Source organism: Treponema berlinense (assembly GCF_052273165.1).
In the GTDB taxonomy this organism is placed as follows: Bacteria; Spirochaetota; Spirochaetia; order Treponematales; family Treponemataceae; genus Treponema_D; species Treponema_D berlinense_A.
Map to the genome: position 1 here is coordinate 18,957 of NZ_DAVZIU010000012.1, position 26,286 is coordinate 45,242.

General features: G+C 38.1%; 28 protein-coding genes, 3 tRNA genes and 1 other RNA gene. 24 read left to right on the forward strand and 8 right to left on the reverse strand.

Features of this window, described 5'->3' with window-relative positions; genetic code table 11:
- Positions 1–420, reverse strand: coding sequence for a hypothetical protein (locus ACT6XC_RS05595; protein WP_443741104.1), 420 nt, complete (start codon positions 418–420; stop codon positions 1–3).
- Between the two features lie 75 nt (positions 421–495).
- Here ACT6XC_RS05595 and ACT6XC_RS05600 point away from each other — a divergent pair, with 75 nt between their 5' ends.
- The 16 genes from ACT6XC_RS05600 (at position 496) to rodA (ending at position 15,099) form a co-directional block, all read left to right on the forward strand.
- Positions 496–1,314, forward strand: coding sequence for a hypothetical protein (locus tag ACT6XC_RS05600; protein ID WP_443741105.1), 819 nt, complete (start codon positions 496–498; stop codon positions 1,312–1,314).
- Positions 1,315–1,374: 60 nt separating this feature from the next.
- Positions 1,375–1,776, forward strand: a complete 402-nt coding sequence (gene aroH / locus ACT6XC_RS05605; RefSeq protein ID WP_443741106.1) for a chorismate mutase — start codon at positions 1,375–1,377, stop codon at positions 1,774–1,776.
- 125 nt (positions 1,777–1,901) lie between these two features.
- A tRNA-Thr gene (locus ACT6XC_RS05610) sits at positions 1,902–1,974 on the forward strand.
- Positions 1,975–1,986: 12 nt separating this feature from the next.
- Positions 1,987–2,068, forward strand: a tRNA-Tyr gene (locus ACT6XC_RS05615).
- A gap of 69 nt (positions 2,069–2,137) precedes the next feature.
- Positions 2,138–2,365, forward strand: a complete 228-nt coding sequence (locus ACT6XC_RS05620; protein WP_443737261.1) for a hypothetical protein — start codon at positions 2,138–2,140, stop codon at positions 2,363–2,365.
- Between the two features lie 18 nt (positions 2,366–2,383).
- Positions 2,384–3,439: an endolytic transglycosylase MltG gene (gene mltG, locus ACT6XC_RS05625; protein WP_443741107.1), complete on the forward strand. Its 1,056-nt coding sequence runs from the start codon at positions 2,384–2,386 to the stop codon at positions 3,437–3,439.
- Entirely contained in the window at positions 3,439–5,259 is a 1,821-nt protein-coding gene (dnaG, locus tag ACT6XC_RS05630) for a DNA primase (protein WP_443741108.1), read from the forward strand. The genes mltG and dnaG overlap by 1 nt, the downstream gene beginning before the upstream one ends.
- A 34-nt stretch (positions 5,260–5,293) precedes the next feature.
- Complete coding sequence (rpoD, locus tag ACT6XC_RS05635) at positions 5,294–7,051, forward strand: RNA polymerase sigma factor RpoD (RefSeq protein WP_443741109.1); 1,758 nt, start codon at positions 5,294–5,296, stop codon at positions 7,049–7,051.
- A gap of 69 nt (positions 7,052–7,120) precedes the next feature.
- Entirely contained in the window at positions 7,121–7,990 is an 870-nt protein-coding gene (locus ACT6XC_RS05640) for a zinc ribbon domain-containing protein (protein ID WP_288516552.1), read from the forward strand.
- Between the two features lie 19 nt (positions 7,991–8,009).
- Positions 8,010–8,418: RNase P RNA component class A (gene rnpB, locus ACT6XC_RS05645), an RNA gene on the forward strand.
- A gap of 28 nt (positions 8,419–8,446) precedes the next feature.
- Positions 8,447–9,403 carry a tetratricopeptide repeat protein gene (locus ACT6XC_RS05650; protein WP_443741110.1) on the forward strand — a complete coding sequence of 319 codons (957 nt, stop codon included), beginning with the start codon at positions 8,447–8,449 and terminating at the stop codon, positions 9,401–9,403.
- Positions 9,404–9,462: 59 nt separating this feature from the next.
- The gene (locus ACT6XC_RS05655; protein WP_288516548.1) at positions 9,463–10,503 is read left to right on the forward strand and encodes a rod shape-determining protein; all 1,041 of its coding nucleotides are present in this window, start codon (positions 9,463–9,465) and stop codon (positions 10,501–10,503) included.
- 6 nt (positions 10,504–10,509) lie between these two features.
- Positions 10,510–11,379, forward strand: a complete 870-nt coding sequence (mreC, locus tag ACT6XC_RS05660; RefSeq protein ID WP_443737266.1) for a rod shape-determining protein MreC — start codon at positions 10,510–10,512, stop codon at positions 11,377–11,379.
- Positions 11,380–11,886: a rod shape-determining protein MreD gene (gene mreD / locus ACT6XC_RS05665; RefSeq protein WP_443741111.1), complete on the forward strand. Its 507-nt coding sequence runs from the start codon at positions 11,380–11,382 to the stop codon at positions 11,884–11,886.
- On the forward strand, positions 11,886–13,784 hold the full coding sequence (mrdA, locus tag ACT6XC_RS05670) for a penicillin-binding protein 2 (RefSeq protein WP_443741112.1): 1,899 nt from the start codon (positions 11,886–11,888) through the stop codon (positions 13,782–13,784). The genes mreD and mrdA overlap by 1 nt, the downstream gene beginning before the upstream one ends.
- 4 nt (positions 13,785–13,788) lie before the next feature.
- Positions 13,789–15,099, forward strand: a complete 1,311-nt coding sequence (rodA, locus tag ACT6XC_RS05675) for a rod shape-determining protein RodA (protein ID WP_443737269.1) — start codon at positions 13,789–13,791, stop codon at positions 15,097–15,099.
- A gap of 75 nt (positions 15,100–15,174) precedes the next feature.
- On the opposite strand, the gene ACT6XC_RS05680 is transcribed toward rodA, so the two are convergent.
- Positions 15,175–15,258 (reverse strand) — tRNA-Leu (locus ACT6XC_RS05680).
- 317 nt (positions 15,259–15,575) lie between these two features.
- Here ACT6XC_RS05680 and rpsF point away from each other — a divergent pair.
- The 5 genes from rpsF (at position 15,576) to dnaB (ending at position 18,880) form a co-directional block, all read left to right on the forward strand.
- Positions 15,576–15,857, forward strand: coding sequence for a 30S ribosomal protein S6 (gene rpsF / locus ACT6XC_RS05685; RefSeq protein ID WP_078930090.1), 282 nt, complete (start codon positions 15,576–15,578; stop codon positions 15,855–15,857).
- 51 nt (positions 15,858–15,908) lie between these two features.
- A complete protein-coding gene (locus ACT6XC_RS05690; RefSeq protein ID WP_443741113.1) occupies positions 15,909–16,400 on the forward strand; it encodes a single-stranded DNA-binding protein in 492 nt (163 codons plus the stop codon).
- 37 nt (positions 16,401–16,437) lie between these two features.
- Positions 16,438–16,758, forward strand: coding sequence for a 30S ribosomal protein S18 (gene rpsR / locus ACT6XC_RS05695; protein WP_443737271.1), 321 nt, complete (start codon positions 16,438–16,440; stop codon positions 16,756–16,758).
- Positions 16,759–16,827: 69 nt separating this feature from the next.
- Positions 16,828–17,361 carry a 50S ribosomal protein L9 gene (gene rplI / locus ACT6XC_RS05700; protein WP_443741114.1) on the forward strand — a complete coding sequence of 178 codons (534 nt, stop codon included), beginning with the start codon at positions 16,828–16,830 and terminating at the stop codon, positions 17,359–17,361.
- Positions 17,362–17,548: 187 nt separating this feature from the next.
- Positions 17,549–18,880, forward strand: a complete 1,332-nt coding sequence (gene dnaB / locus ACT6XC_RS05705) for a replicative DNA helicase (protein WP_443741115.1) — start codon at positions 17,549–17,551, stop codon at positions 18,878–18,880.
- 30 nt (positions 18,881–18,910) lie between these two features.
- Here dnaB and ACT6XC_RS05710 read toward each other — a convergent pair whose 3' ends face one another.
- The 5 genes from ACT6XC_RS05710 to ACT6XC_RS05730 form a co-directional block, all read right to left on the reverse strand.
- Positions 18,911–19,264: a heavy-metal-associated domain-containing protein gene (locus tag ACT6XC_RS05710; RefSeq protein WP_443737274.1), complete on the reverse strand. Its 354-nt coding sequence runs from the start codon at positions 19,262–19,264 to the stop codon at positions 18,911–18,913.
- On the reverse strand, positions 19,261–19,434 hold the full coding sequence (locus ACT6XC_RS05715) for a hypothetical protein (protein WP_443737275.1): 174 nt from the start codon (positions 19,432–19,434) through the stop codon (positions 19,261–19,263). The genes ACT6XC_RS05710 and ACT6XC_RS05715 overlap by 4 nt, the downstream gene beginning before the upstream one ends.
- Positions 19,435–19,570: 136 nt before the next feature.
- Positions 19,571–21,865, reverse strand: a complete 2,295-nt coding sequence (gene feoB / locus ACT6XC_RS05720; protein ID WP_443741116.1) for a ferrous iron transport protein B — start codon at positions 21,863–21,865, stop codon at positions 19,571–19,573.
- Positions 21,866–21,885: 20 nt separating this feature from the next.
- The gene (locus ACT6XC_RS05725) at positions 21,886–22,107 is read right to left on the reverse strand and encodes a FeoA family protein (RefSeq protein WP_443737277.1); all 222 of its coding nucleotides are present in this window, start codon (positions 22,105–22,107) and stop codon (positions 21,886–21,888) included.
- A 17-nt stretch (positions 22,108–22,124) separates the two neighbouring features.
- Complete coding sequence (locus ACT6XC_RS05730; protein WP_443737278.1) at positions 22,125–22,337, reverse strand: FeoA family protein; 213 nt, start codon at positions 22,335–22,337, stop codon at positions 22,125–22,127.
- A 242-nt stretch (positions 22,338–22,579) separates the two neighbouring features.
- Here ACT6XC_RS05730 and rpiB point away from each other — a divergent pair, with 242 nt between their 5' ends.
- The 3 genes from rpiB to ACT6XC_RS05745 are packed head-to-tail and all read left to right on the forward strand — an operon-like array spanning position 22,580 to position 25,058.
- Positions 22,580–23,014, forward strand: coding sequence for a ribose 5-phosphate isomerase B (gene rpiB / locus ACT6XC_RS05735; protein WP_443737279.1), 435 nt, complete (start codon positions 22,580–22,582; stop codon positions 23,012–23,014).
- A 13-nt stretch (positions 23,015–23,027) separates the two neighbouring features.
- Positions 23,028–24,131 carry a mannose-1-phosphate guanylyltransferase gene (locus ACT6XC_RS05740; RefSeq protein ID WP_443737280.1) on the forward strand — a complete coding sequence of 368 codons (1,104 nt, stop codon included), beginning with the start codon at positions 23,028–23,030 and terminating at the stop codon, positions 24,129–24,131.
- Between the two features lie 60 nt (positions 24,132–24,191).
- Positions 24,192–25,058, forward strand: coding sequence for a phosphoribosylaminoimidazolesuccinocarboxamide synthase (locus ACT6XC_RS05745; RefSeq protein WP_443741117.1), 867 nt, complete (start codon positions 24,192–24,194; stop codon positions 25,056–25,058).
- 90 nt (positions 25,059–25,148) lie between these two features.
- On the opposite strand, the gene rfbB is transcribed toward ACT6XC_RS05745, so the two are convergent.
- Positions 25,149–26,285 carry a dTDP-glucose 4,6-dehydratase gene (rfbB, locus tag ACT6XC_RS05750; protein WP_443741118.1) on the reverse strand — a complete coding sequence of 379 codons (1,137 nt, stop codon included), beginning with the start codon at positions 26,283–26,285 and terminating at the stop codon, positions 25,149–25,151.
- Position 26,286 lies beyond the last annotated feature (1 nt).

The window sequence follows — 26,286 nt, forward strand, 5'->3', positions numbered from 1 at the left end:
TCACTTTTGCACAAGGCCACCCGAAAGGATTTCTATAGAATTTGAAGAAAGGCAGATAAAAACCGCCAGAATAAAAAATACAATAAAAATTATCAGGTGAACATAAAAATAGATTTTTTTAGTCGAAATAATGTAAAAAATGCACTCAATGCAGGCTGCAAGGGCAAAAAATCCTGTTCCAATTGAAGTGCAACATATAGAAAAAAGAATGAGATTTAAATTTTCATCAAGAAAATTCTGAATATTTCCCGAAAAAAATAGCACAATTTGAGAGACAAGGACGCAACTAAAAAAAATAAATGCGCGACGCGTGAGAGAAAGAAGCAGTGGCAATCTGCGGAAAACTGTAAAATATCTGAGATTTTTCCATTTCGGCTGAGTTTTTCGGAATTTTTTATTGTCTGCCAGTTTTTTTTTCATGCTTGCTAACTGCTTTGTTTTTGTTATAAAATCATCTCTAATCTATAAAATAAATTATACAGAAAAAGGGCTGGTATGAAAAAGGGTTTTATAAGCTTTATAATAATTCTTTTATTTGCGGGATTTATTTTTTATCTCGGTTTTGTAAGTTTTAGGGTTCCTGTCGGAAAATACGGCGTAATGACGTCAAAAACTTCTGGCGTGTATCAAAAAATCATCGAAAATGAAAAATTTTGCTGGCGCTGGGAAAAAGTCATCCCGAAAAACGCTGAAATTTACGTTTTTGAAAAAAAATCTTGTGCTTTTGAGCAGTCGTTTTCAGGAGAACTGCCCTCTGGAAAAATTTATTCAAGCCTTGTTAAGGGTGAGCCTGCTTTTTCCTATTCATTTGACTTTGAAATTTTTCTTTCTGTAAAACCAGAAAATCTTATACAACTTGTGGCTGCACAGAATTTAACAGGGCAAAAGTCGCTTGAAGAATATCTTCAAAAAATTTCTGCAAAAATTTCACAGGAATTAAGCCAGTACATTATAAAAATGAATGAAAATACAGTGATCGCTTCTTATAATGTGCCGGAAATTATCGAAAATCTCAATCTGAATAACAAATATGATTTTGTGACAGTCGATACGATTCTTATAAAAAACGCTTCTGTTCCTGACTTAAATCTCTACAACCTTGCAAAAGAATCTTATAAAAAACTTCAGGCCGAAATTGACGCAAATCTGGCGGAATACGCAAAGCAACATGCCCAGAAAATCATCGAAAATGAAAATTCAGTAAAAAAACTTTCAAAAATCGGCGAAATGCTCAAACAGTATCCGGAACTCAATTCGCTTCTTTCAAATGCAAGCGCCTCAGAAGTATTAAAAGCACTGAATGATTTAAAATAAAAAAATGCAAAATAAAACTACCGTAACAGAGTTTGTTTTATCTGCTAAAGGAAATTTAAAATGAATTTGTTTTTTAACCAGAAATTAAAGCTTTTTGGAATTCGCGGCGCGACTGGTTGCGAAAATACTAAAGAATCAATTGCAAAAAATGTTGTTGAAATGTGTTCAGAACTTTTCTCAAAAAATAAGGTTCTGCCAGAAAATATTGTTTCTATCCAATTTACTTCGACAAACGATTTAACAGCAATGAATCCTGCTGCGGCATTAAGGCGAGGAGGAAACTGTGGCATTGACGTTTCTAATGTACCTTTATTTTGTAGCCAGGAACCAGAAATTGAAGACAGCCCTGAAAAAATGATTCGCATCCTCGTTACTGCCTATCTTGCTTCAAATTCAAAGGTAAAACCTGTTTATATAAACGGCGGAGAAAAGCTCCGTCCAGACTTTTCAAAAAAAAATTGAAAAAAGTTTAAAAACTTTTAAAAAAAATATAAAAAGACTATTGACAGTTTTTTTTCAGTTTGCTAATATATAAACACATCGCGGGGGTAACTAAGTAACTCAAGCGAAACAAAAAAAAACAAAATGCTGCCTTAGCTCAGTTGGTAGAGCACGTGATTTGTAATCTCGGGGTCGAGGGTCCGAGTCCTTCAGGCAGCTTTTTTCGTTAAAGGGGAGTTTCCCGAGTGGTCAAAGGGGACAGACTGTAAATCTGCTGCCTAGTGCTTCGTAGGTTCGAATCCTTCACTCCCCAATATCTTGAGCCTTAAGTTAAATCTTAAGGCTTTTTTATTGTGTTTTTGCCCTTGCGCAGGAAAATAAAATGTCTTTATCAGAAAATAATTCTGAAAATAAAATTCCTCCTGAAAATTCCAGTTCATTTGAATATAATTTTAGTGGCAGGGAAATAAAACTTCTTGCCAGGTTTTTGAGAAAAAATCAGTCGCAAATTCCATCCGGACTTGAAAATTTTTCCAGAAAAGTTGAGTTGTATATTTACAGCCTTATGTCGATTGACGAAGTTGAAAAATTTTTTAGCACCGAAGACTGATTTTTTGTTGGAGTGATTATGAATAAAAAAACATTCGCTCGTTGCGCAATTGCTTCTGTTTTTGCTGTTTTTCTTTTTGTCTTAACTTTTCTTCTTACAGAACTTTATGTTCCCGTGTCAATTTCAAGAAAGTCTGAAAAAATTCGCGTTGAAATTCCTTCTGGAACAAGCACAAGAAGAATTGCTTCCATCTTAAAAAAATCAGAGCTTATTCGTTCTGAAAACCTTTTTTATGTCTCTTCAAAATTTCCGTTCGTTTTTGGACGAAAAACTCCGTATCTTTTAAAATCTGGAGTTTACGAATTGAGTCCGAATATGACAGTTTCTCAGATTCTTTCCGAACTTGAATCTGGCCATCAGGAATACATAAAAACGGTTTTGCCAGAGGGGCTGACTGTTTCCAAAATCGCAGAAATTCTTGATGAAGAAGGAGTCTGCAAAAAACAGGACTTTATGCTTGCCTCTAGAAATTATTCGCTTTTAAAAAAATATCAAATTCCTGCCGCAAACCTGGAAGGCTTTCTCTTTCCAGACACATATTTTTTTACACCAGGAATGAAGGCTGAAGAAGTCATTGAAATGATGGTAAATAATTTTTTCAAAAAAATTGAATCTATTCCAGAATTTTCAGGAAAAAGCGTTTCAGAATATTACAGCGCGATTGTCCTTGCTTCTGTCGTTGAGCGTGAATACCGCGTCGCAAGAGAAGCGCCTTTGATTGCCTCTGTTTTTAAAAACAGAATTGAACAGAATATCGGCCTTTATTCCTGCGCAACGATTGAATATATAATCACAGAAATTCTTGGAAGGCCACATCCAGATGTAATCACTTACGACGATTTAAAGATTGATTCACCTTACAACACTTACAAATGGGCAGGACTTCCGCCATCTCCGATTTCCAATCCAGGAATTGTCGCTTTAAAAGCCGCTGCAAATCCTCCAAAAACCGATTATTATTATTTCACGCTTAATGACGAGATGAACGGAACCCATACTTTCTCAAAAAGCTTCAGCTCTCATTCAAAAGCAGGAATTCAATTTAAAACAAAAAAGGCGGCATCATCTAAATAATGGCAGGATTTATTACTCAAGAATCAATTGAAGCTGTAAAAAGGGCGGCAGATATTGTTTCTGTAGTTGGAGAATATGTAAAACTTGATAAACGGGGCTCGGATTTTTGGGGATGCTGTCCTTTTCATGGAGAAAAAACAGCTTCGTTTCATGTGATTCCTGAAAAAAATGCGTATTACTGTTTTGGATGCCATGCCGGCGGACCTTCGGCAATAAAATTTATCCAGGAAATTGAAAAAATCTCATTTCCAGAAGCAGTCGAACTTCTGGCAAAAAAATTCGGGGTTTCGCTTCAATATTCAGAAAAGGGAAATCCAGAATATAAGGTTGACCACACAAAAGACGACTTAAAATCCCTTTACAACAGACTTGCAGGAACTTTTAACTATCTTCTTACTCAGACCGATTCCGGCAAAAAGGCGCTTTCGTATATAAAAAAACGTGGAATTACAGACGACGTAATCGAAAAATTTAAATTTGGCTATGCTCCTGCCGATCGTTATTGGCTGAAAAAATTTCTTCATTCAAAAAATTTCAGCGAAGAACTCCTTTCTTCGTCAGGGCTTTTTTCTAAAAATTACCAGGATATGTGTCTTTTTTCCGACCGTTTTATGATTCCAATTTTTGATGAACGCGGAGAGTGCGTAGCTTTAAGCGGACGCGTAATTCCTCCAGCAGATGAATCCCAGCGGAAATACATAAATTCGCCGGAAACTGTAATCTATTCAAAAAAGCATACTCTTTTTGCCTTAAACCTTGCAAAACGCTCAATGGGTGAAAAAGGCTTTGCGATAATCTGCGAAGGTCCCATGGACTGCATCGCATACCATCAGGCAGGAATAACGAATGCCGTCGCTTCCTGCGGAACTTCTTTTACAGAAGAGCATATTCAAAAATTAAAGCGATATGCTTACAGCCGTGAAAATGGCGTTTCTACGGTCTACCTTTCGTTTGACTCCGACGGAGCTGGGCAGAGCGCCACAAGAAAAGCAATTCTTGCTTGCAGAAAGGCTGGAGTTGCCGTAAAAGTAATAAAACTGACTGGTGGAAAAGATCCTTCAGAAATTTTACTCAAATACGGTGCAGAAACCTTGACGATGGACGTCAATAACGCTATATTAGATTCTGACTATCTGTTTGAATCTTTGATGAATGAATATCCGGCTGATACGCCTGACGGAAAAGCGCGAATTTCGATGGCTTTTTTTCAGTATGTAGATTCTCTTCAAACTGACATTCAGAAAGAAACTAGCTTGGAGCAGCTTTGTCAAAAACTAAACCTGTCAAGTCAGGCTGTTCTCAGAGATTACAATAATCGGGAAAGTGCCCGCAGCCGTTTAGAAAAACGGACAGATTTACAAAACAGCGAAACCGAAGAAAACATCCAGAAAGGAATGGAATTAAGGGTTTTGCTTGCAGTAATCGCCGACACTAATCAGTTTGAACTGATGCGGCGGGAAATAAACGAAGATGTCTTTGAATCATCTGAAGCTAAACAGTTATTCATTATTCTGGAGGATTGTTACCAGCAGAAAAACCTTTCTTTCAGTTCAATTTGCGAACACTGTAAAGATCCGAAATTAACGCGACTGATTACCGAAGGTGTAATGTCCGGAGAATATTCTCAAAATACGGAAAAAATTATCAGAGACGGAATTGAAATAATTAAAGGAAAAAATTTAAAACGGCAGATGGATTATATAATCGAGCGCTTAAAAACTCTAAAAAATCCTTCTACACCTGAACAGATTCAGGAATTTAATTCTTTAATGAAAGAAAAAATGAATATTGACAGGCTTGTTTGTTCTAAAAAAAATTAGAATATAAATTCAACTAAAAAAAAAGAGGCGAAAAATGGATCAGGAACTCGATCCCGTAGTTGTAAAACTCCTTGAATATGCGAAAGATAAACAGATAATTTCTTGGGACGAAATCAACGAGATTCTCGGCCAGGACTTTGTTAATTCTCCAAAAATGGAAAATGTTCTTCAGCTTTTAACCCAGAATAATATTCAGGTTATGGAAGAAGACAACCTCGATGAAGATGAAGACGATGATGAAAGTCTTGATGAAGACGGAGAAGGTGAAGAATCTGACGACGAAGCTCATATTGTAAACGGAGATAAAGATTCTAGCGTTGACGACCCGATTCGCCTTTATCTGCGCGAAATCGGCAAAGAAAAACTTCTTACTGCAGAAGAGGAAGTAAAATATTCAAAAGAAATGGAAGACGGCGAAAACATCATAAAAGGTGTTATAAAAGATTCTGGAATGATGATCCCTGAGTTTTTTGTCGTTGCCCAGAAGGCTTTTACTAGAATTGATCCGCATGAGCCGGGAAAAGCAAGAAAAGAAATCAACGAAGAAATGGCGGAAAAACGTCGCTTAAAGTCTTGCTATTCAGAATGGATAAAACCGATTTTGCCAGAAATGAAACAGTATATGGCTTTGAAAAAAACACTTTTCGAAGCAGAGCAGTCGGCAGATATTTTTGATAATTCTCAGCTTGTTGAATTGAGTGCAAAAATTTTGCCAGAACTCAAAAAAATCGAAATTCAATCTGAAGAAATTGAAAAATTCAGCGGAAAATTTGAAGAAGCAACTGAAAAAATTGAAGATTATCGCCACAACCAGGAAAAGAAAATGAAGGAACTGAGAATTTCAAGCCCTTCAGAACTTCGTAGCCTTGGTCGCAAACTTGCAATTCATTCAGAAGCATTAAAACTCGAAAAAGAACTTGGAATGTCTAGCGACGAGATTCGCGATGTTTACACGCAGATTCAGAAAATTGACAGAAAACTTCGTCGCATGGAATACGATTTTGAAAACAGTGTAGAAGAAATTCTTACAAAAGCAAAGGAAATCAACCGCGGAAAACGCATGATGGAAAAAGCAAAAAACAAACTCATCAATGCAAACCTCCGTCTTGTTGTTTCTATTGCAAAAAAATATACAAACCGCGGATTGCAGTTTTTTGACCTTGTTCAGGAAGGAAATATCGGTCTTATCAAGGCTGTTGAAAAATTTGAATATCGCAAAGGTTACAAATTTTCAACTTACGCAACATGGTGGATCCGTCAGGCGATTACACGTTCAATTTCTGATCAGGCGAGAACAATCCGTGTTCCAGTCCACATGATTGAGCAGATAAATAAAGTTGTCCGCGAAAGTCGCCAGCTTATGCAAAAACTGGGACGTGAGCCAAACGATGAAGAAATTGCGCAGCAGCTTGGCTGGCCTGTCGCACGTGTAAAGCAGGTTAAAAATGTTGCAAGAGAACCGATTTCTCTCGAAACGCCAATCGGCGAAGAAGAAGACAGCCAGCTCGGAGATTTTATCGAAGATAAGGAAGTTGAAAATCCTGCAAATCAGACTGCGTACAAGATGCTTCAGAATCAGTTGCACGAAGTTCTTTCTTCATTGCCTGAACGGGAACAGGAAGTTCTTAAAATGAGATTTGGACTTGACGACGGTTACAGTTTGACTTTGGAAGAAGTAGGACTTTACTTTAACGTAACTCGTGAACGAATCCGTCAGATTGAAGCAAAGGCTCTCCGCAGACTCCGTCATCCGCGCCGCGCCAGTGGTCTTCGTGATTACATCGAATCGTAAACAACGATTGATAGACAAAAAAAAGTTAATTTTATATAATTTTCCGAATACTTACCTAGGGGATATTAAATGGCAATGACAGAAGTTTTTGATAAGCTTAAGGCTTTGCAGGATGTTCTTGCAGAAAAATACAGTCTTATGGCTAAAATTGAAGATTCTCCAAAACAGCTTTTTACACAGGATGAACTTCTCGTTCGTTTAAGAAAAGAATTCCTGGAAACAAGCGCAGTTTACGAGAAAGTAAAGGCTGAAGCAAGTCAACTCCAGCTTGAACTTGAAGAAGCAGAAAAATCTCGTGAAGCAGGTGAAAAAGGAATGGACAGCATTTCTACTCACCGCGAATATGAAGCACTTGAAAAACAGATCAACGAGGCATCTGCAAAAGAATCTGGAATCCGTAGTGAACTGCAGAAAAAAGATAAAGAGCGTGAAGAACTTAACGAAAAACTTCGAATGGACGAAGAAATGATTAAAGCTCAGGAAACTGAACTTAATTCAAATAAGGCCGCCCTGGAAAGTGAAGTTCAGTCATATCAGAATCAGATAAAGGAGCTTGAGGCTCAGGAAAATGAAATCACTCCAGGATTGGATAGCGAGATTGTCTATAAATTTCAGAGAATTATCCAGCGTAACCGCGAAGGAATCGTTGCCGTAAAGAACGGTGTCTGCACAGGTTGTCACATGATTCTTCCAGCACAGTTTGCCAACGAAGTTCACGAAGGCGAAAAAATTCTTTTCTGTCCATATTGCAGCCGTATCCTTTTCTATCAGGAAGTTGCAGAAGGCGAAGAAGCAGAAGACTTTCTTTCAATGGACGAAACAGGAACCCTTGCTGATTTTGATGATGAATTCAGCGATGAATATGACGAAGAATCAGACGGAACTGATGATGATTCTCTCGATGATGGAGATGAAAAATCAATTTCTTTTGACGACTAATAAATGTTAAAAAATTATACAGAAAAGAAATAATCGTGCCCACAATTTTTAATGATAAATTTTGCGGGTGAGGAAAGTCTGGGCTCCACCGGAAAAAATGCCTGGTAATAACAGGGCGGAAAACGGTAGTTGCATTTTTATGTATAACCCGTTTTCCGACAGAAAGTGTCACAGAAAATAAACCGCCTTTATAAAGGTAAGGGTGCAAAGGTGAGGTAAGAGCTCACCGCATAAATGGCAACATTTATGGCAGGACAAACCTCATTTGGAGCAAAGTCAAGCAGTGGTTTTGGTTTCCGGCCTTTAAGCCACGGGTAGACTGCTAAAGACTTTTGGCAACAAAAGTTTCGGATAGATGGTTATGCGTCTGGTAAGATTTTTAATTTTGCCAGACAGGACAGAACCCGGCTTATTTTCTTTTCTGTTTTTTTATTTTAAAAGTGTAGCGGTGGGAAAATGAAATTCAATATTTTGCCAGGTGGAACAGTAAAAAGAAAAAGCCATGTGCTTCGCAACAGCATTATTTTATTTTGCAGCGTGTTTTTTTTATCTGCCGTTACTTTTTTTATCTGCCGTTTAATTGATATTCACGTGTATAAAGGAAATTCAATCACTCATTTATCAAAAGAGTGGAAAAATTTTAACTATCAAAAAGTTTATGATATAAGCGGTACGATTCTAAGGGACAACGCCTTTAACAACAGAGCTTTGACGTACCGCGGATATTCTGCGTTTTATCTTGCCGTTGCGGCAGTTGAACCTTCAGAAACTCAGACTTTTCTCGACGAGTCGATAATCAGTTTACGACTTGCCCTTCAGGACGCAAAATCTTCGCTTGTTCCGCAGCTTGAATATATGCTCGGAAAGGCTTATTTTTATAAAGATTCTGCATCAAACTACCATTACTATGCCGACCTTGCAATTCTATATTTAAACCGCGCCCTGAAAGACGGTTATTTGGCAGATGATATTCCTGAATACCTGGGCTTAAGCTATGCTTCTCTTGGAATGACGATGGAAAGCATTTCTGCTTTTACTCAAGCGCTTTTAACTCGGGAAAGCGATTTGCTTCTTCTTTCAATTGCAGAACAGTATTATAATGCAGGACAGACTGCGGCGGCAGAGCAGTATTTGTTTAGAATTTCAAAGGAATGCAAAGAAGAGAAAATAACAGATAAGGCTCATCTTTTGCTTGGAAAAATCTACACAGAACAAAGGAAACTTGCCGAAGCCAAGAAAGAATTTGATTCAATTCTCAAAAAAAATGAAAATTCTGCTGACGCTCTTTGCGGTCTTGGTGTAATATATGAGAATATGGGTGATATTATAAAAGCTCGTTCTTATTGGCGAAAAGCCTTGAAAGTACAGGTTAATCATCCTGAATCATTAAAAAAACTAGCTGAATACAAATAAGTCGTCTTAAAAATTTTTAGACGCTCATAAATATAAAAAATGGGGCTGGGAGGAATAAAATGGGTTTTTTTGACCGTTTTTCAACAGATGTTGGTATTGACCTTGGAACTTGTAACACGCTGATTTATGTACGTGGTAAGGGGATTGTAGTTGATGAACCTTCGGTTATTGCAGTAGAAAAAGGAACTAAGCGGGTTGTTGCAGTTGGCGCTGAGGCTAAACGCATGCTCTGGAAAACTCCAAAAAACATCATTGCAATCAGACCACTTGCAGACGGTGTAATTGCTGATATTGACAGCGCTGAAAAAATGATCCGTTATTTTGTTGCAAAAGTTGTTCCTCGCCATCAGTTATTCAAATCAACTCGTATGAAAATCGGAATTCCTTCTTGTATTACTCAGGTTGAGCGCCGTGCTGTAATCGAAGCGGCCCTTAAAGCTGGCGCCAAAGAAGTTGATGTAATTGAAGAATCTCTTGCCGCTGCAATCGGCGCAAAAATTCCTATTGATGAACCTGCAGGACATATGGTTTGCGATATTGGTGGCGGAACAACAGAAGTCTCTGTAATTTCTTTAGGTGGCATGGTTGTAACAAGTTCAATTCGTGTCGGTGGAGATAAATTTGATGAGGCTATTGTAAAGCACATTCTTCAGGTTTCAAATTTAAACATTGGACAGCAGACAGCCGAAAAAATCAAAATTCAAATTGGAAACGCAGAAACTGACGGCACCACAAACGAAAAAATGCAGGTTCGCGGAACAGATGCAATCACACATCTTCCACGCCTTCTTGAAATCGACTCTCTTGAGATTCGCGAGGCCCTAAAAGAACCTGTAAAAAAAGTTGTAGATGAAGTAAAACGCACTTTGGGAAAAACTCCTCCAGAACTTGCAGCCGATATTATTGAACGCGGAATCGTAATGACTGGTGGTGGAAGTATGCTCAAAGGTCTTTCAAAACTTATTTCAAAAGAAACAGGAGTTCCTGTAATTCTTGTTGAAAAGCCTCTTGAATGTGTTGCTCAGGGCGCAGGTCAGGCATTTGATGTATTTAGCGATGTATCAAGTGGTCGCATGGTTTACAGCGATATTAACGACTAAGTAAAAATGACACGGCGTTCATTTTCTTTTAGTTTTGCAGAATTCGTATTCCTAATTCTTCTCTTTCTGTCTGGACTAGCGCTTGCTTTTAGTGGAGGTGGTTTTGTAATCAATTTTCAGAGAGTTGGTTTTTCTGTGGTAACTTCGCTACAAAAAGCAGTTTACTCGGTTTGTGATGGCGTGACGGGAGTTTTTACGGCGGTTGCAGAACTCAAAAGCCTAAAAGCAGAAAATCAGGAATTAAAAGAAAAACTTAAAAATTATGAATTTTTGCAGAGAAATAATACTGAAATTCGAAAAGAAAATGAGCGTCTGAGAGAACAGCTTCAGTTTGCTACTCACATAGAGCAGAAAAATTTTCCAGCTCAGATAATCGGACGAAATCCGGACAATATCTATTCGGGAATTACAATAAACAAGGGAAGTCGCAGTGGCATAAAAAAAGGAATGTCGGTTATTGCGGTTCAGAACGGAACGACTGGTCTTGTCGGAAAAATTGTTACCGTTGGCTTGGAAACAAGCCTTGTAATGCCAGTTTATGATTCAAAATGTGTTGTTTCTTCAAGAATTCAAAATACGCGTGATATTGGATTGGTAAGCGGAAGCGGAAATGCAAATTCTCCACTACAAATGAAATATATAAAAAAGCGGGTTCTTTCTGAACTTAATTTTGGTGATATTGTAGTTACTTCTGGCGAAACTGATAATTATGTTGCGGATATTCCTGTCGGCACGATTACAAATATTATGGTAGTTGAATACGATTCGTCTCTTAATATAGAAATTACTCCTGTTGTTGATTTTGCACGTCTTGAAACTGTCATTGTGACAGATTTAAAAGAACCAAATCCGCTTCTGGAAGGGAGGCGCCAGTAAATGAAATCGTTTGCTTTTGCCTGTCTTTTTTTCCTAGGATTCGCCCTGCTTGAAAGCGCAGTGCTTTCAAATATTTTAATTTTGCCGGCAGTTCCTGATTTTATTTTGCTTTGCTCCCTTTATTTTAGCCTGAACAATGGACGTCTTTTTGGCTCATGCTCAGGTTTTGCAAGCGGTCTTTTTCTTGATTTTTTCTGCGCCGTTCCTTTTGGCTATAACTGTCTGTTACGCACAATTTTTGGCTATATTGCAGGACTTTTCAGCAAAACTTTGAATATAAACGGAATGTTTTTCCCCTTTATCCTCGGTGCCTTTTCTACGTTGTTTAAAGCGTTTGTCTTATGGTTAATCGCTGTTTTTTATCCGAACATTAACGTCAGTTACAACATTTTTTCTATTTCATTTGGATTTGAACTCCTTTTTAATTCAATTTTGGCTCCTTTTGTTTTTAAGTTTTTAAATATTTTCAAAAATGGAATTCTCCTTGATTTAGAGAAGGTTCGTTAATGGATGATTTTAATAACGACTTGTTTTCTAGCTATGAAAAAAGTCTTGCTGCCTCAAAAAAAAATTTCCGCATCATCATTCTTCTTTTGGGACTTGCTTTAACTTTTTTTATTTATACGGTTAAACTTTTTAGTCTTCAGGTTATTGAAGGAAAGGCTTACAGACAGCGTTCAAGAACTATTTCAAGCCAGATAAAGACGATTCCTGCACAACGTGGCGAAATTTTTGACAGAAACGCTTCTCTTCCTTTGGTCATTAACACAGATTCTTTCGCAGTTGACCTTATCCCTGCTGAAATTCCATCTGGTTATTACGACACTGTAGTTTCAAAACTCGCAAAATACCTTGATATTCCAAAAAGCTATATTGATAAAAAAATTCCTGCACGAATGAGAAATTCTTACAAGGCGATTGAAATTCGTGTAAATGTTCCTTTTAATACGATTTCCAATATTGCAGAAAATATTACAGACCTTCCAGGAGTAAGTTGGCGTTCAAAACCAATGAGAAACTACGTTGAAACAGGTTCTATAAGCCACGTAATCGGATATGTCGGAGATATCACAAAAGATGAATTCAACGTGATGTATAATCACGGTTATAAGGCCAATTCGATTATTGGAAAAACAGGAATTGAAAAGCAGTATGACCGTTATCTCCAGGGAAAAGCTGGTCTTGAAAGTCGCACTGTAGATGCCCGTGGACATATTATTTCTGATATTCCGGTAATTCAGCCTCCAGAACCTGGAAAAAACCTTGTTTTGACGATTGATTCTCGCATTCAAAAACTTGCAGAACAGGCACTTGGAAAAAGAGTAGGTGCAGCTGTTGTTTTAAGACCTTCAAACGGAGAAGTCTTGGCAATGGTAAGTTATCCTTTTTATGACCAAAACCTTTTTAATTCTGATGATGCCGCCAGCGAATACGCAAAACTTGCGACAAGTCCGAATAATCCTCTATTGAATCGTGCTGTAAATGCAGTTTATCCTCCAGCTTCTACTTTTAAAATAATAATGACAACTGCAATTCTGGCAGAAAAAGCAATTCCGCCAGAAAAAAAGATCGAGTGTCCAGGTCGAATTGTCCATGGAAACAGAACTTTTACCTGCCACATAAAATATCCAGGACACGGCTACCTCGATTTAAAAAATGCGCTTGCCCAGTCCTGCGATGTTTACTTTTGGATTGTCGGAAGAGACAATCTTGGTGTAGATAAGATCGCTTCATATTCAAAAGAATTTGGTTTTGGAGAAAGTTTGGGCATCGACCTTCCAGCACAATCTACAGGCTTTGTTCCGACAAGCCAGTGGAAAGAGCGCCGTTATCATGAAACCTGGAAAGACGGAGATACTATGAATATGTCGATTGGGCAAGGATATACTCTCGTTTCTCCAATGCATGCGGCAAATATGGTTGCAATGGTTTGCAATGAAGGAAAAATTTATAAACCTCATCTTTTAAAAGAAGTGCGGGATCCGTCTACAAACGAAACAATCGAAATAAGAAAACCTGAAATTTTGAGGGAATCGAATATTGACAATGCAGTTTGGAAAGAAGTTCAAAAAGATATGCGCTATATGATTACCGATGGAACAGCGCAATACCCTATGAACAACAGGCGTTTTCAGCTTGCAGGAAAAACAGGAACTGCAGAAGTCAACGGCGCTCAAAAAAATCACTGGCATTCATGGATGGTGGCTTACGGTCCTTACGATGCTCCTGTTGAAGAACAATATGTTGTTTCTGTACTTGTCGAAGCAGTAAACGACTGGGAATGGTGGGCGCCGTATTGTACGAACATCATTTTTCAGGGGATTTTGGCAAATCAGACTTTTGACGAGGCAATCGATACTTTAGGCTTTAGATATTTGGTAAAGACAAAGAACAGACAGGAATAATAGTATGAAGGCAAAGTTTTTTCAGATATTTGATTATTTTCTCTTTATCTGCGTACTTTTTTTAGTTTCGCTTGGAATTATGTTCATCTATTCATCTGCGGTCAATTCTGAGGGCTTTTTAGTTTCAAAAGAATATGTAAAGCAGATTATCTGGGCTGGAATTGGGATTGTTCTTTTGATTTTGACAGCAATAACTGATTACAGAAGGATTATTCGCTATGTACCGTATCTTTATGCCGGTTTTGCGCTTCTTTTAATCTATACAAGAATTTTTGGGCGGTATGTAAACGGTGCGCGCTCTTGGATTGGCTTTGCCTCGTTTGGAATTCAACCTTCCGAATTCTGCAAGGTTGTCTATATTATGTTTTTGGCATTGTACCTTACAAATTCAAAATCAGAATCGCCTAGAAAAAGATTTTTTGTTTCCCTAGGAATTTTTCTTCTTCCAACAGGACTGATTCTTTTGCAGCCTGACCTTGGAACTGCAATGGTTTACATTCCGATTTTTTTACTAATGTGCTTTGTCGCAGGACTTCCGCTTCGCTATATTTTTCTTATATTTGCAGGCGGACTTTTAACAATAATTTTTACAGTTCTTCCGATTTATCAGACTGAAATTGCCCACATTAATTACAAGTTAATCAGCGTCCTTACAAATGGGAAATTAAGTCTTCTAGTTATTATTGCATCATTTGCAATCTGCCTGATTGGAGTAACAGGCAAATTTTTCTTTCCAGAAAATAAATATTTTTACTGGATTGCGTATTGTGCAGGAATGTTTTGTGCAGCCCTGATACTTTCAAAAGTTGCGGGAAAGATTCTAAAAGATTACCAGATAAAAAGACTGATTGTTTTTATAGATCCAGACTCTGACCCAAGAGGAGCTGGATGGAATATAATCCAGTCAAAAATAGCGATTGGCTCAGGAAATTTATTCGGTCAGGGATTTTTACGCGGAACACAAAGCCATTACCGTTTTTTGCCAGAACAGAGCACGGACTTTATTTTTAGCATTTTGGCAGAAGAATTTGGTTTTGTCGGTTGCATGGCGGTTTTTATTTTATATTTTGGCATTCTCATTCGAATGGTTTACATAATGCGGGCAACAAATAATGAATTCGGATATTTTATAATTTCAGGAATTCTTGCAATGTTTTTCTTTCATTTTATTGTAAATGTTGGAATGGTAATGGGAATTATGCCGATCACAGGAATTCCTCTGCTTTTTTTGTCTTATGGAGGCTCGTCCCTTTGGACGGCAATGATTTGCATAGGGCTCGTAATGAGCATAAAAGGACATAAGTTCGAACTGTAAAACTAAACCGAAAGATAAGTGCTTAAGAAAAAAAACAGATAAGGATTTTTTGTTTTTACAACGGATTATAAAAAATGCCCGAGAGGGGACTTGAACCCCTATGAGATTGCTCTCACTAGGACCTGAACCTAGCGCGTCTGCCAATTCCGCCACCCGGGCAATAATCAAGATATGATTTTTATATTATGCAAAAAACTTTTTATCGTGTCAATTATTATGCTTTTGATTTTTTGTGTTTTATGAATATTTTGGACAAGGGATTGAAAGGGTGAGCGAAGCGAAAACAAAGGCCTGCCTTTGGTCGGAGGCGAATGCCGTAGCCCTGGAAAGCTCGGTTTTTGCGAAGCAAAAATGGCCACGAATTTTTGCAATGTTTTTTTTTCATATTGACCAGACTGCCAAAAAAAGATATATTTTTACTAACCCCTTGAGACTTCGTATGAAGTTTCCATTTGACCATAAGGAGAACATACAAGATGAGAAAGTATGAACTTATGACTGTTTTCTCTACAGAAGAAGACAAATTTAAGGCAGCTTCTGATGCAGTTCGCTCAGTGCTTGCAAATTTCGGTGCAAAAATCGACAAAGAAGAGTCTTACGGTGACCGTGACTTGACTTATGTTATCGAAAAACAGAAACGCGGTCGTTTCGTTCTTTTTACAGTTAGTGCAAATCCTGCAAAAATTACAGAAATCGAAAGTCAGTTCAAATTGACACAGAACCTCTTGAAGTGGCTTTTTGTAAAAATCGAAGACTAAAAAATTATTTTCATCTAATAAACACTGTAAATAACAGCCTGGAGGCTTTTTATGACAGATATTAACCGTGTAGTCCTTGTTGGACGTCTTGTTCGTGACTTGGGAAATGATCAACGTGATTTTGCTTATACTCCAAATGGTCAGGCGCGTGCTAATATCAGCATTGCGGTAAACCGTAGCCGAAAGCAGGGTGAGCAGTGGGTTGATGAAGCAAACTTTTTCGATGTAACAATCTGGGGTAAAACCGCAGAAAACCTTAAGCCATATCTTACAAAAGGCAAGCAGATTGCCGTAGAAGGATATTTGCGTCAGGATCGTTGGGAAAAAGACGGTCAGAAATTCAGCAAGGTAGGCATTGTTGCTGACAGTGTAATGCTTCTTGGCGGAAGATCGGATAACGGCGGCGCTCAGTCGTCAGGGGGGTACACTCCGAAATTCCAGCAAAATAATGGTTTTGCACAGCAGCAGTCTTATCAGCCACCTGCAGAAAGTCCTTCCTTTGGTGGAAATGGCGGCGGATATTCAGAAGATATCCCGTTTTAATGTTTAATCATTAAAATCAATTTTTAGGAGACTTAATATGTCAGACGAAGTAACAACTAACGAAGTTGAACAGAAAGTAAATGTAACAGATACACAGGGCGCTTCAGACGGTCGCGAAGGCGAAGAAAAAGGCGCTCGCAGAGGCAAAAAATTCTTCCGCAAGAAGGTTTGCCGTTTCTGTGCTAATAAAGCAAAAATCGATTACAAAGATGCAGATGGTCTTAGACGCTTTACAACTGAACGCGGTAAGATTCTTCCACGTCGCATTACTGGAACCTGTGCTAAACACCAGCGCGAAGTTGCTCTTGCAATCAAACGTGCTCGTGCAATCTGTCTGCTTCCATTCGTTGCAGAATAATAAATAATAATAAAACGACGATCCAACTCCTGGTGACGCCGTTTTTTAATATCAAGAGGAGCTTGAAAAATGAAAGTAATTCTTAATGAAGACGTAAAACATCTCGGAGAAATGGGAGATGTTAAAAATGTTGCTAACGGTTATGCTCGCAACTTCCTTTTCCCACACATGTTCGCTGTTCCATACAATGCTGACACTGTAGCATATTTCGAAGGACGCAAAGCAGAAATTGAAGCTCGCAAAGAAGCTAAGAGAAAGGATGCTGCAAGCACAAAAGACAAGCTTGAAGCAACACTCGTTGACCTCACAGTTCCTGCAGCTGCAAACGGTAAACTTTACGGTGCCGTTACAAGCCAGACAGTTGCTGACTTCTTGAACAAAAATGGTTTCGACATTGAACGCAAACGCATTGAAATTCAGGGTGTTACAATTAAAAGCGTAGGACACTACACAGCTTTGATTCACCTTTACGAATCTACAAACGCTGAAGTAAAAATTTCTGTAAAAGGACAGACTACAGACAACAAGCCACAGGAAGTTTCTTCTAAAAAAGAAGCCCCTGCAGAAGTTGCTGAATCTCCAGCAGAAGAAAAGGCTGAATAGTTTTTTACTTTCAAAATCTGAAAAATTCAGACAGTTTGAAAAAAGCCGGAAAATTTTCCGGCTTTTTTTATCTATATTTTAAATAAAAAAAATTAGACTGTCGTTGATTTTTTTTTCATAAGAAGATAAAAAACCGTAGCGACACTATAATTCAAAAAACAAAACATTTTTTTTACAGGAGCAAATAATGGACGAACGATTAAAAGACTCGATTCCGCCACACAATCTTGAAGCGGAGGTTGCAACTTTAGGGGCAATGCTTCTTGACTGGACTTCGATTCAGGATATTGTAACGTTTTTGCTCCCGGAACATTTTTATTCACTTCAAAATCAGATTATTTACAGCACACTCATAAAACTTTTTGGAAGCGGAATAACTGGAGACATTCTTACTCTCACAAACGAGCTTTCTAAAAACGATGAGCTAGAAAAAGCGGGTGGCGGAGCTTATATTGCCTCCCTTACAAATGAAGTTCCTTCTGCCGCAAACATTGATTATTATGCACATGTCGTTTTGGACAGAGCAACTCGCCGAAGCCTCATTAAAATTTCTTCAGAAATCAAGGCTTCTGCATTTGATGAATCACGTGAAAGTCGTTCAATTCTTGAAGAAGCGGAAAAAAAGATTTTTGCCCTTACTGATATGGGACAGACGATTCAGATTCATGATATGCACGAGGTTGTCCAAAGAACGTCTGAAATAATTCATCAACATTATCACAACCACGACACTTATTCTGGAATTCCCTGCGGTTTTACAAGACTCGACAGCATGACAAGCGGTTTTCAGAAGTCAGAACTGAGCATCATAGGCGCACGTCCTTCTATGGGTAAAACGGCTATGGCACTTTCTATGATGGAAAATATTGCTATCGACCAGAAAATTCCCTGCGGTTTTTTCTCTCTTGAAATGTCATTCGAACAGATTGGCCAGCGTCTTCTTTCTCAGGTAAGCAGAATTCCTGGACACAAAATTCGCTCTGGAATGATGAAACTTGATGATTTGCAAAAAATAAATGATGCTGCAGGACGGGTTTTTGATTCTCCACTTTATATCGTTGATACTCCAAATATGCAACTTTTGGATTTGCGCGCAATGGCAAGGCGAATGGTGCAGTCTAAAGGAGTAAAAATTATTTTTATCGACTACATCGGTCTTATTTCGACTCAAAATTCAGCCGCTCCTGTTTACGAGCAGGTTTCAGAAATTTCAAAATCACTAAAAAGTCTTGCTAGAGAACTTGATATTCCTGTCGTTGCATTGTGTCAGGTTGCCCGAGATGCCGAAGGTGCGGAACCGACACTTGCACAGTTGAGAGGTTCTGGTTCGATAGAACAAGATGCCGACGTTGTAATGTTTATTCACCGTGAACGAAAAAAGACAGAGGAGGGCGAAAAAGATCCTGTACAGGACGCAAAACTGATTATTGCAAAACAGCGAAACGGTCCAATTGGAGACGTAAACCTTCTGTTCTTAAGTTCATACACTAAGTTTGAAAATAAGGCTGCAGAAGAATAAAAAAAATCGAAATTAGAAACAACTTTTCTCTTAAACCACAGAATACCCGAGCGAAGTTATTATTTTATCGATTTTTTCGTTGCAACTAAAATTTTCTTTTGACATAATTTTTGCAGATTTTTTCTTAAAATTTACTTTTGCATAAAATCCTGATTCATTAAGTTTATTTTGAATGCGCCTTGCGCAGTTTTTGCACTTCATTCCCTCAATTTTTACGAGAGTTTTATAAGGATAGTGCGATTTATTCATGTCTAAAGGATTTATTTTTATTTCGGAATTTCCGTTGCTACAGCAACTTTCGCCATTGAGACGTTTTATAAAAGACCTTAGTCCTAAAAATGCAAATAAAAGCAATAAAATTATTAAGAGTGCATTTGCAATCATTTGTATTCTCCACAGTGGCTTTTGCATTTTCCGTCCTTAAAAGCCTTGCAAGAATAACATCCGGCAGGAATTCCTGATTTTTTTTCTATTTTTTTTGATTTTATAATCGAGTGAACAACAAATACAATCCAAAAAACAATGAACAAAATAATAAAAATATTTGCAATCATTTTTTCCTCCGTAACAAAAGTTAAAGTATCTGTCCGTATAAATCGGCAAAAGATTTTTTTCGGACAGATATTTTAAGTAATCTCTAAAACTTACAATTTTTTTTTCAAAAATTTTTAAAAAATTGCCTTTATTATTTTAATTTTTTTTATCCATTTCAGCATACGGATTTTTTCTGAAAAGTCCATACAAGAACATAAGAGTAAAAATTATCGCAAAGACAGTTCCTACTCCAAAATGACCTGTCGTAAAAAGATTGCCAAGTTGATAAACAATCAAGGTTACGATGTAAGCGAAGGCATTCTGGAATAAAATCGCAAACCAGAACCATTTTCGGTTGCGAAGTTCGTTTGCCATTGTAGAAATTGCGGCAAGACAAGGAGAATCAAGCAGGTTGAACAAAAGAAAGCAGAATGCGACGAGTCCTGTCGGGAACCACTTTGCAATTGCATCAACTGCATTTTTTGCATTTCCATCTTCGCTTTCTTCACCCTCAGACTCTGATTCTTCGCTCGAAATTACATCAGAAACACTTCCTGCACCTGCAAGAGCTTCTGTATCTTCATCGCTTGCTCCAGCAAGAACACCCATCGTTGTAACAATTCCTTCCTTTGCAGAAAAACCTGAAATTACAGAAGCGGCACACTGCCATCCGCCTTCTTCATTTCCAAAACCAAGCGGAATAAAGGCATAGCGAAGAACTCCACCGACTCTTGCCATAATTGAATCATTTGCATCTTCAACAAGACCAAAAACTGGCTTTTCGGCAGTTTTCTGCACTACAGTTTCATTTTCACTTTCTTCAGTTTTTACAGACCAGCCATAGCTTGAAAGAAACCACATTACAAGGCAAGCGAGAAAGAGAATTGTTCCTGCTTTTTTTATGAAAGACCACAATCTTTCCCAAGTATGCAAAAGAACAGTCTTTAACTGAGGAATATGGTACTGAGGAAGTTCCATAATAAAAGGAGCAGCTGGACCATGAAAATACTTTGTCTTTTTAAGAATGATTGAAGCGAGAAGAACGCTTAAAATTCCAATTCCATACATAGCAGGACCAACCCAAGAACCGTCAGAATTTGTAAATTTCGTTGCAATAATTGATGCAATCATCGCAATTACAGGAAGTTTTGCACCACAAGGAATCCAGGTCGTAGTCATAATTGTCATTCGGCGGTCATTTTCATTTTCGATTGTGCGGCTTGCCATAATTCCAGGAATTCCACAGCCCGAACTTATAAGAAGCGGAATGAATGATTTTCCAGAAAGCCCGAATTTTCTAAAAACCCTGTCCATTACGAACGCAATACGAACCATGTAGCCAACGTCTTCAAGAATCGAAAGTAAGATGAACAAAACAGCCATCTGAGGAACAAAACCAAGCACAGCGCCAAGTCCACCAAGGATTCCGTTAACAACACAGTCGATAAGAACAGGATTTGCACCAGCATTTTCAAGCAAAGACTGAGCACCGCCCTGAATCCATTCACCGAACAAAACGTCATTTGCCCAGTCAGTTCCCATTGTGCCGACAGTAGAAACTGCAACCCAATAAACAAACCACATTACAGCAAGGAAAATCGGAATTCCGAGAATTCTGTTTGTAACAATGCTGTCGATCTTGTCAGAAGCGGTCATCGTTTTTCCAGATTTTACAAGAACGCCTTTCAAAATCGCATTGATGCTCTCGTATCTTTCATTTGTAATGATTGATTCAATATCATCGTCATGAGACTTTTCCAAGGCGCAAGTTTCGTTTTCAGCCTTAATTTTTGATTCTTCGTCAAGTTTAAGCTTTGAAAGAATCACGCTGTCCCTTTCAAGGACTTTTATTGCCGTCCATCTGCGCACAGATTCTTCAATTTCTGAAGGCAAAATCTCTTCAACTGCGCCGATCGCCTTTTCAACATCAGAAGAAAAATGAATTACAGCCGGCTTAGTTTTTTCAGAAGCGGCTTTTTGCGCGGCGGCAATTATTTCTTTTACACCTTTTCCGTGGAGCGCGACAGTTTCGATTACTGGACAGCCAAGTTTTTCAGAAAGTTTTGCCACATCAATTTTATCTCCAGACTTTTTAAGGGCATCAACCATGTTGAGCGCCATTATGACAGGTTTTCCGAGCTCCATAATCTGAGTTGTAAGATAAAGGTTTCTTTCAATACTCGTCGAGTCGACAATATCAATTACGGCAGCAGGTTCGTCAGAAGCCAGATAATCGCGCGAAACCACTTCTTCATTTGTGTATGGAGAAAGCGAATAAATTCCTGGAAGGTCAGTCACAATCAAATCGCTTTTTCCTTTTACCTTTCCTTCTTTTTTTTCAACAGTTACTCCAGGCCAGTTTCCAACATACTGAATAGTTCCAGTAATGGAATTGAACATTGTCGTTTTTCCACAGTTTGGATTTCCTGCGAGTGCAATTTTAATACTCATTTTTGTATCCTCTTTGAATTTTATTCAACTTCAATATTTTGCGCATCATTTTTTCGCACAGAAAGTTCATATCCGCGGATTGTAACTTCCACGGGATCTCCAAGTGGAGCAACTTTTCTTACAAAAACTTTGCAGCCTTTCGTAAATCCCATGTCCATAAGGCGGCGTTTTAATGCTCCTTCACCGTCAAGTTTTGTAACTGTCACGGTAGAACCAACCTCGGCATCTCTTAAAGTACTCATTTTTTCCTCCGTTTTCTCTATTTAATCAGAATTTTTGCAGCCATACTTTTGTCAATCGCAAGTCTGACTTCCTTGACCTTAACAATCAAACCAGTTGCAATCTTCTGAATCACTGTAATTTTTGAGCCTTCAGAAAATCCCATGTCAGCCAAATGCTGTTTTACAGCTTGAGTGCCCGTAATCGAGGCAATAGAAACTTCATCTCCGATTGAAGCAAAAAGCAACGGCATAATAAAACCTCCGGCTAAGAACAGTTAGCAATATTATAATTTAAATAATAATTACTAACTTTTATTATCCTTTGCTAACAATAATAAGTTTTATGTTTTTTTGTCAATATATTTTTCAATTTTTTAGGACTATTTTTTATTCATTCTGACAATGCAAGAACCTTGCTCTGCTGACAAAAAATGCAATTTATGCTAAAGTTTTCGCTGTAATTCAATCAAATTTCATTTTATAGGAATGAACAATGTCTAAAACTATAGCAATCGGTGCCGACCACGCAGGTTATTTATACAAGGCACGTTTAATCGAACACTTAAAATCAAAAGGTTTTGAAGTAATCAATGTTGGAACTGACACTAAAGACAGCGTCGATTATCCGGTTTTTGCAGAAAAAGTAGGCGACTTAGTCGCTTCAAGTCAGGCTTTCTGCGGAGTTTTAATCTGCGGAACAGGAATCGGAATGAGCATGGCCGCTAACAAACACAAAGGAATCCGTGCGGCTTTGTGCACCGACCTTGTAATGGCAGAATACACACGTCGCCACAACAACGCAAATGTGTTGTGCATGGGCGCAAGAATCATTGCCTACGAAATGGCAGAAATGGTTGCCGATAAATTTCTCGAAACAGAATTTGAAGGTGGCCGTCATCAAAGAAGAATTGACCTTTTTGACAAATAATAAAGGCTAAAAAATGATTACAGATGTTATTATCATGGCCGGTGGTTTTGGAGAACGTTTGTGGCCGGCTTCTAGTCCAACTCATCCAAAACAGTTTATGGCCTTAAACGACAATATTTCCTTTTTGCAGGAAAGTTTAATTCGCGCGCTCGCATTAAAAATTTCTGGAAAAATCGTAGTCGTTACCCGCAAAGATATTGAAAATGAATGTACTCTGCAGATAAAAAAACTGGCGGAACGTTCAGAAGAAGCGGACGCAAGAAAACTTCTTGCAGAATCAATAGTCCTGGCAGAACCTGCGCCAAAGCACACTTCAGCGGCAATCATGCTCGGAGTAAATTTAATCAACAAGCTTGAACCAGATTCTTCCCATACTTTTCTTGTGCTTACAAGTGATCATGTAATCAGTCCAATCGACCAATTTGCGAAAGACTGTAAAAATGCGGCAGTTGCGGCAGAAAACGGCAAATTTGTCTGCTTTGCAATTGCGCCAACACAGGCAGCGACAGGTTACGGCTACATAAAGGCTGGAAAAGACTTAACTGGCAATAACCACACTTTTAAAATCGAAAATTTTAAAGAAAAACCAGACGAGAAAACCGCAAAAGAATATTTTGAATCAGGCAATTATTTCTGGAATTCGGGAATGTTTGCCTTTGAAGGAAAAATGTTCCTAAACGAAATGCTTTCGTGCACTCCAAAGGTAAGCAATGCCTTTGAAGCCGTTACAAAAGGCAAAAAACCTTCCCTAAAGCAGGTTAATGGCGTTTATGTAATAAAAAGCTGGCCAGAAATGGAAATCACTTATCAAGACGTTCCATCGATTGCCGTTGACAAGGCTATTGCCGAAAAATCCGAAAATGCAGCGGTCGTAAAAGCTACATTCAAGTGGACAGACGTCGGTAGTTGGGACACTTTCAGCGAACTTTGCACAAATCCTTTGAACAACAAAGTCGTTCAGGTTGAATGTGAAAACAATTTTGTTTATTCCGATATACCTGTAAGTTTATGCGGAGTTAAGGACTTAATTGTCGTTGCAAAAAACGGAAAGCTTCTCGTCATGAAAAAAGGCGAAAGTTCACTTGTCCGCTCAGCCGTAAAGGCAATTGAGCAGTAGAAGTGCAAAAACAGCGATTCAATTTTAGAAACTATTTATTCATATAAAATGAGGTAAGGTATGAAAAAGATTATCAGTGGAAAAGTTCGTGAAGTTTACGATCTTGAAGACGGCCGTATGGTTATCGTTACAACGGACAGAATTTCAGCATTTGATGTAATTCTTCCTACAATGATTACAGACAAGGGCAAGGTATTAAATGCTCTTTCAAACTTTTGGTTTGACTTTACAAAAGATATTGTAAAAAACCATATGATTTCTTCAGATTTAAAGGATATGCCAGAAGAATTCAACAGCCCAGAATTTGAAGGTCGCACAATCCTCGTAAAAAAACTCAAGATGATTCCTTACGAAGTAATTGTCCGCGGTTATATGTTCGGTTCTATGTACGAAGCTTACAAAAAGGGCGAACCTTTCCTCGGTCACAGTTTTGACAAAGAGTATAAACAGGCAGAAAAACTTGACGAGCCAATTGTAACGCCATCAACAAAAGCTGCCGAAGGTCACGATATTAACGTGACAATCGATTATATGAAAAAAGATCTCGATGAAAAATTCCCAGGAAAAGACCTTGGAAGCAAAATCGAAAAAACAGCACTTGCAATTTACAAAAAATGTTATGAACATGCGCTCAAAAACGGAATCATCATTGCAGATACAAAATTTGAATTCGGTCTTGACGAGAACGGCGAGCTTGTTCTTGGTGATGAAGTTTTGACTCCAGATTCAAGTCGCTTCTGGAATGCAGAAACTTACAAAGTAGGAACAAGTCCTGCAAGCTACGACAAGCAGTTTATCCGCGACTGGCTCAAAGAAAACAACCTTGCTGGTGATCCGACGATAAAAAGCGTTCCTACCGAAGTTGTTGCAGAAACTTCAAAGCTCTATCACGAATGTGTAAAAAAAATCACTGGAAAAGACCTGTAATTTTTACAAATCGAATGTCAAATCAGATTTAAAAATAAAAGGCTGTCTTTATGAAGTTTTTCTAAAGACAGCCTTTTGCTTTATCCAAGTTTATCTTTTTGAATAGTTTTTTTCTACCCAGTTAAGATATTCTCCAGAAAGAATATGGTTAATCCAGTCTTTATTGTTCAAGTTCCATTTTACAGTCAGCAAAAGTCCCTGTTCAAAAGACATTTTTCTTTCCCAACCGAGTTCGGTTTTAATTTTTGTACAATCGATTGCATAACGCTGGTCATGTCCGGGTCTGTCTTTTACGTGAGTAATTGTGTTTTTTATGTCAGATTCGCTCATGCCGGTTTCTTTAGCAGTAAGTTCGATAAGTTTATCGAGAAGCGTAATATTCTGCCATTCATTTTCGCCACCGATATTGTATTTTTCGCCTGTTTTTCCGTTATTTAAAATGAGCCAAACTGCGCGGTTGTGGTCTTCAACATAAATCCAGTCGCGGATATTTTTTCCTTCGCCATAAACAGGAAGATTTTTCTTTTCCTGCATATTTAAAATCATCAACGGAATAAGTTTTTCTGGGAACTGATACGGACCATAATTGTTTGTACAGTTTGAAAGGGTAATTGGAAGCCCATAAGTGTGATAATATGCCATTACAAGATGGTCGCTCGAAGCTTTGCTTGAAGAATAAGGTGAACGAGGATCATAGGCTGTTGTTTCGGTAAAATATCCAGTAGGCCCCAAAGAACCGTAAACTTCATCAGTAGAAATATGATGGAACAGAACATCGTCTCGAGGATTATCGAGGCTTACTCCCCAATAATTGCGGGCAACATCCAAAAGTACATAAGTACCAAAGATGTTTGTTCTGATAAAAGCTTCAGGTCCTAAAATCGAGCGGTCTACATGGCTTTCTGCCGCAAAATGAACGACTGTATCAATATCATATTGCTTAAAGATTCTTTCGATTTCACTTCTATCGCAGATGTTTACTTTTTCAAAAAAATAACGGCGTTTTGAAGGGTCTTTTTCGCCTGAACCAAAAGTTTTGTCAATGTCTTCTAGAGTTTCTCCGTTTCCTGCGTAAGTAAGACAGTCAACATTGATTATTTTTCCTGAAAAATTTGCATCTTCAAAGGATTTCTCGCCACTAGTTGATTTTCCAAAAAGATAATGAATAAAATTTGAACCGATAAAGCCAGCTCCGCCTGTAACAAGCACATTCTTAAGTTTTCTCATA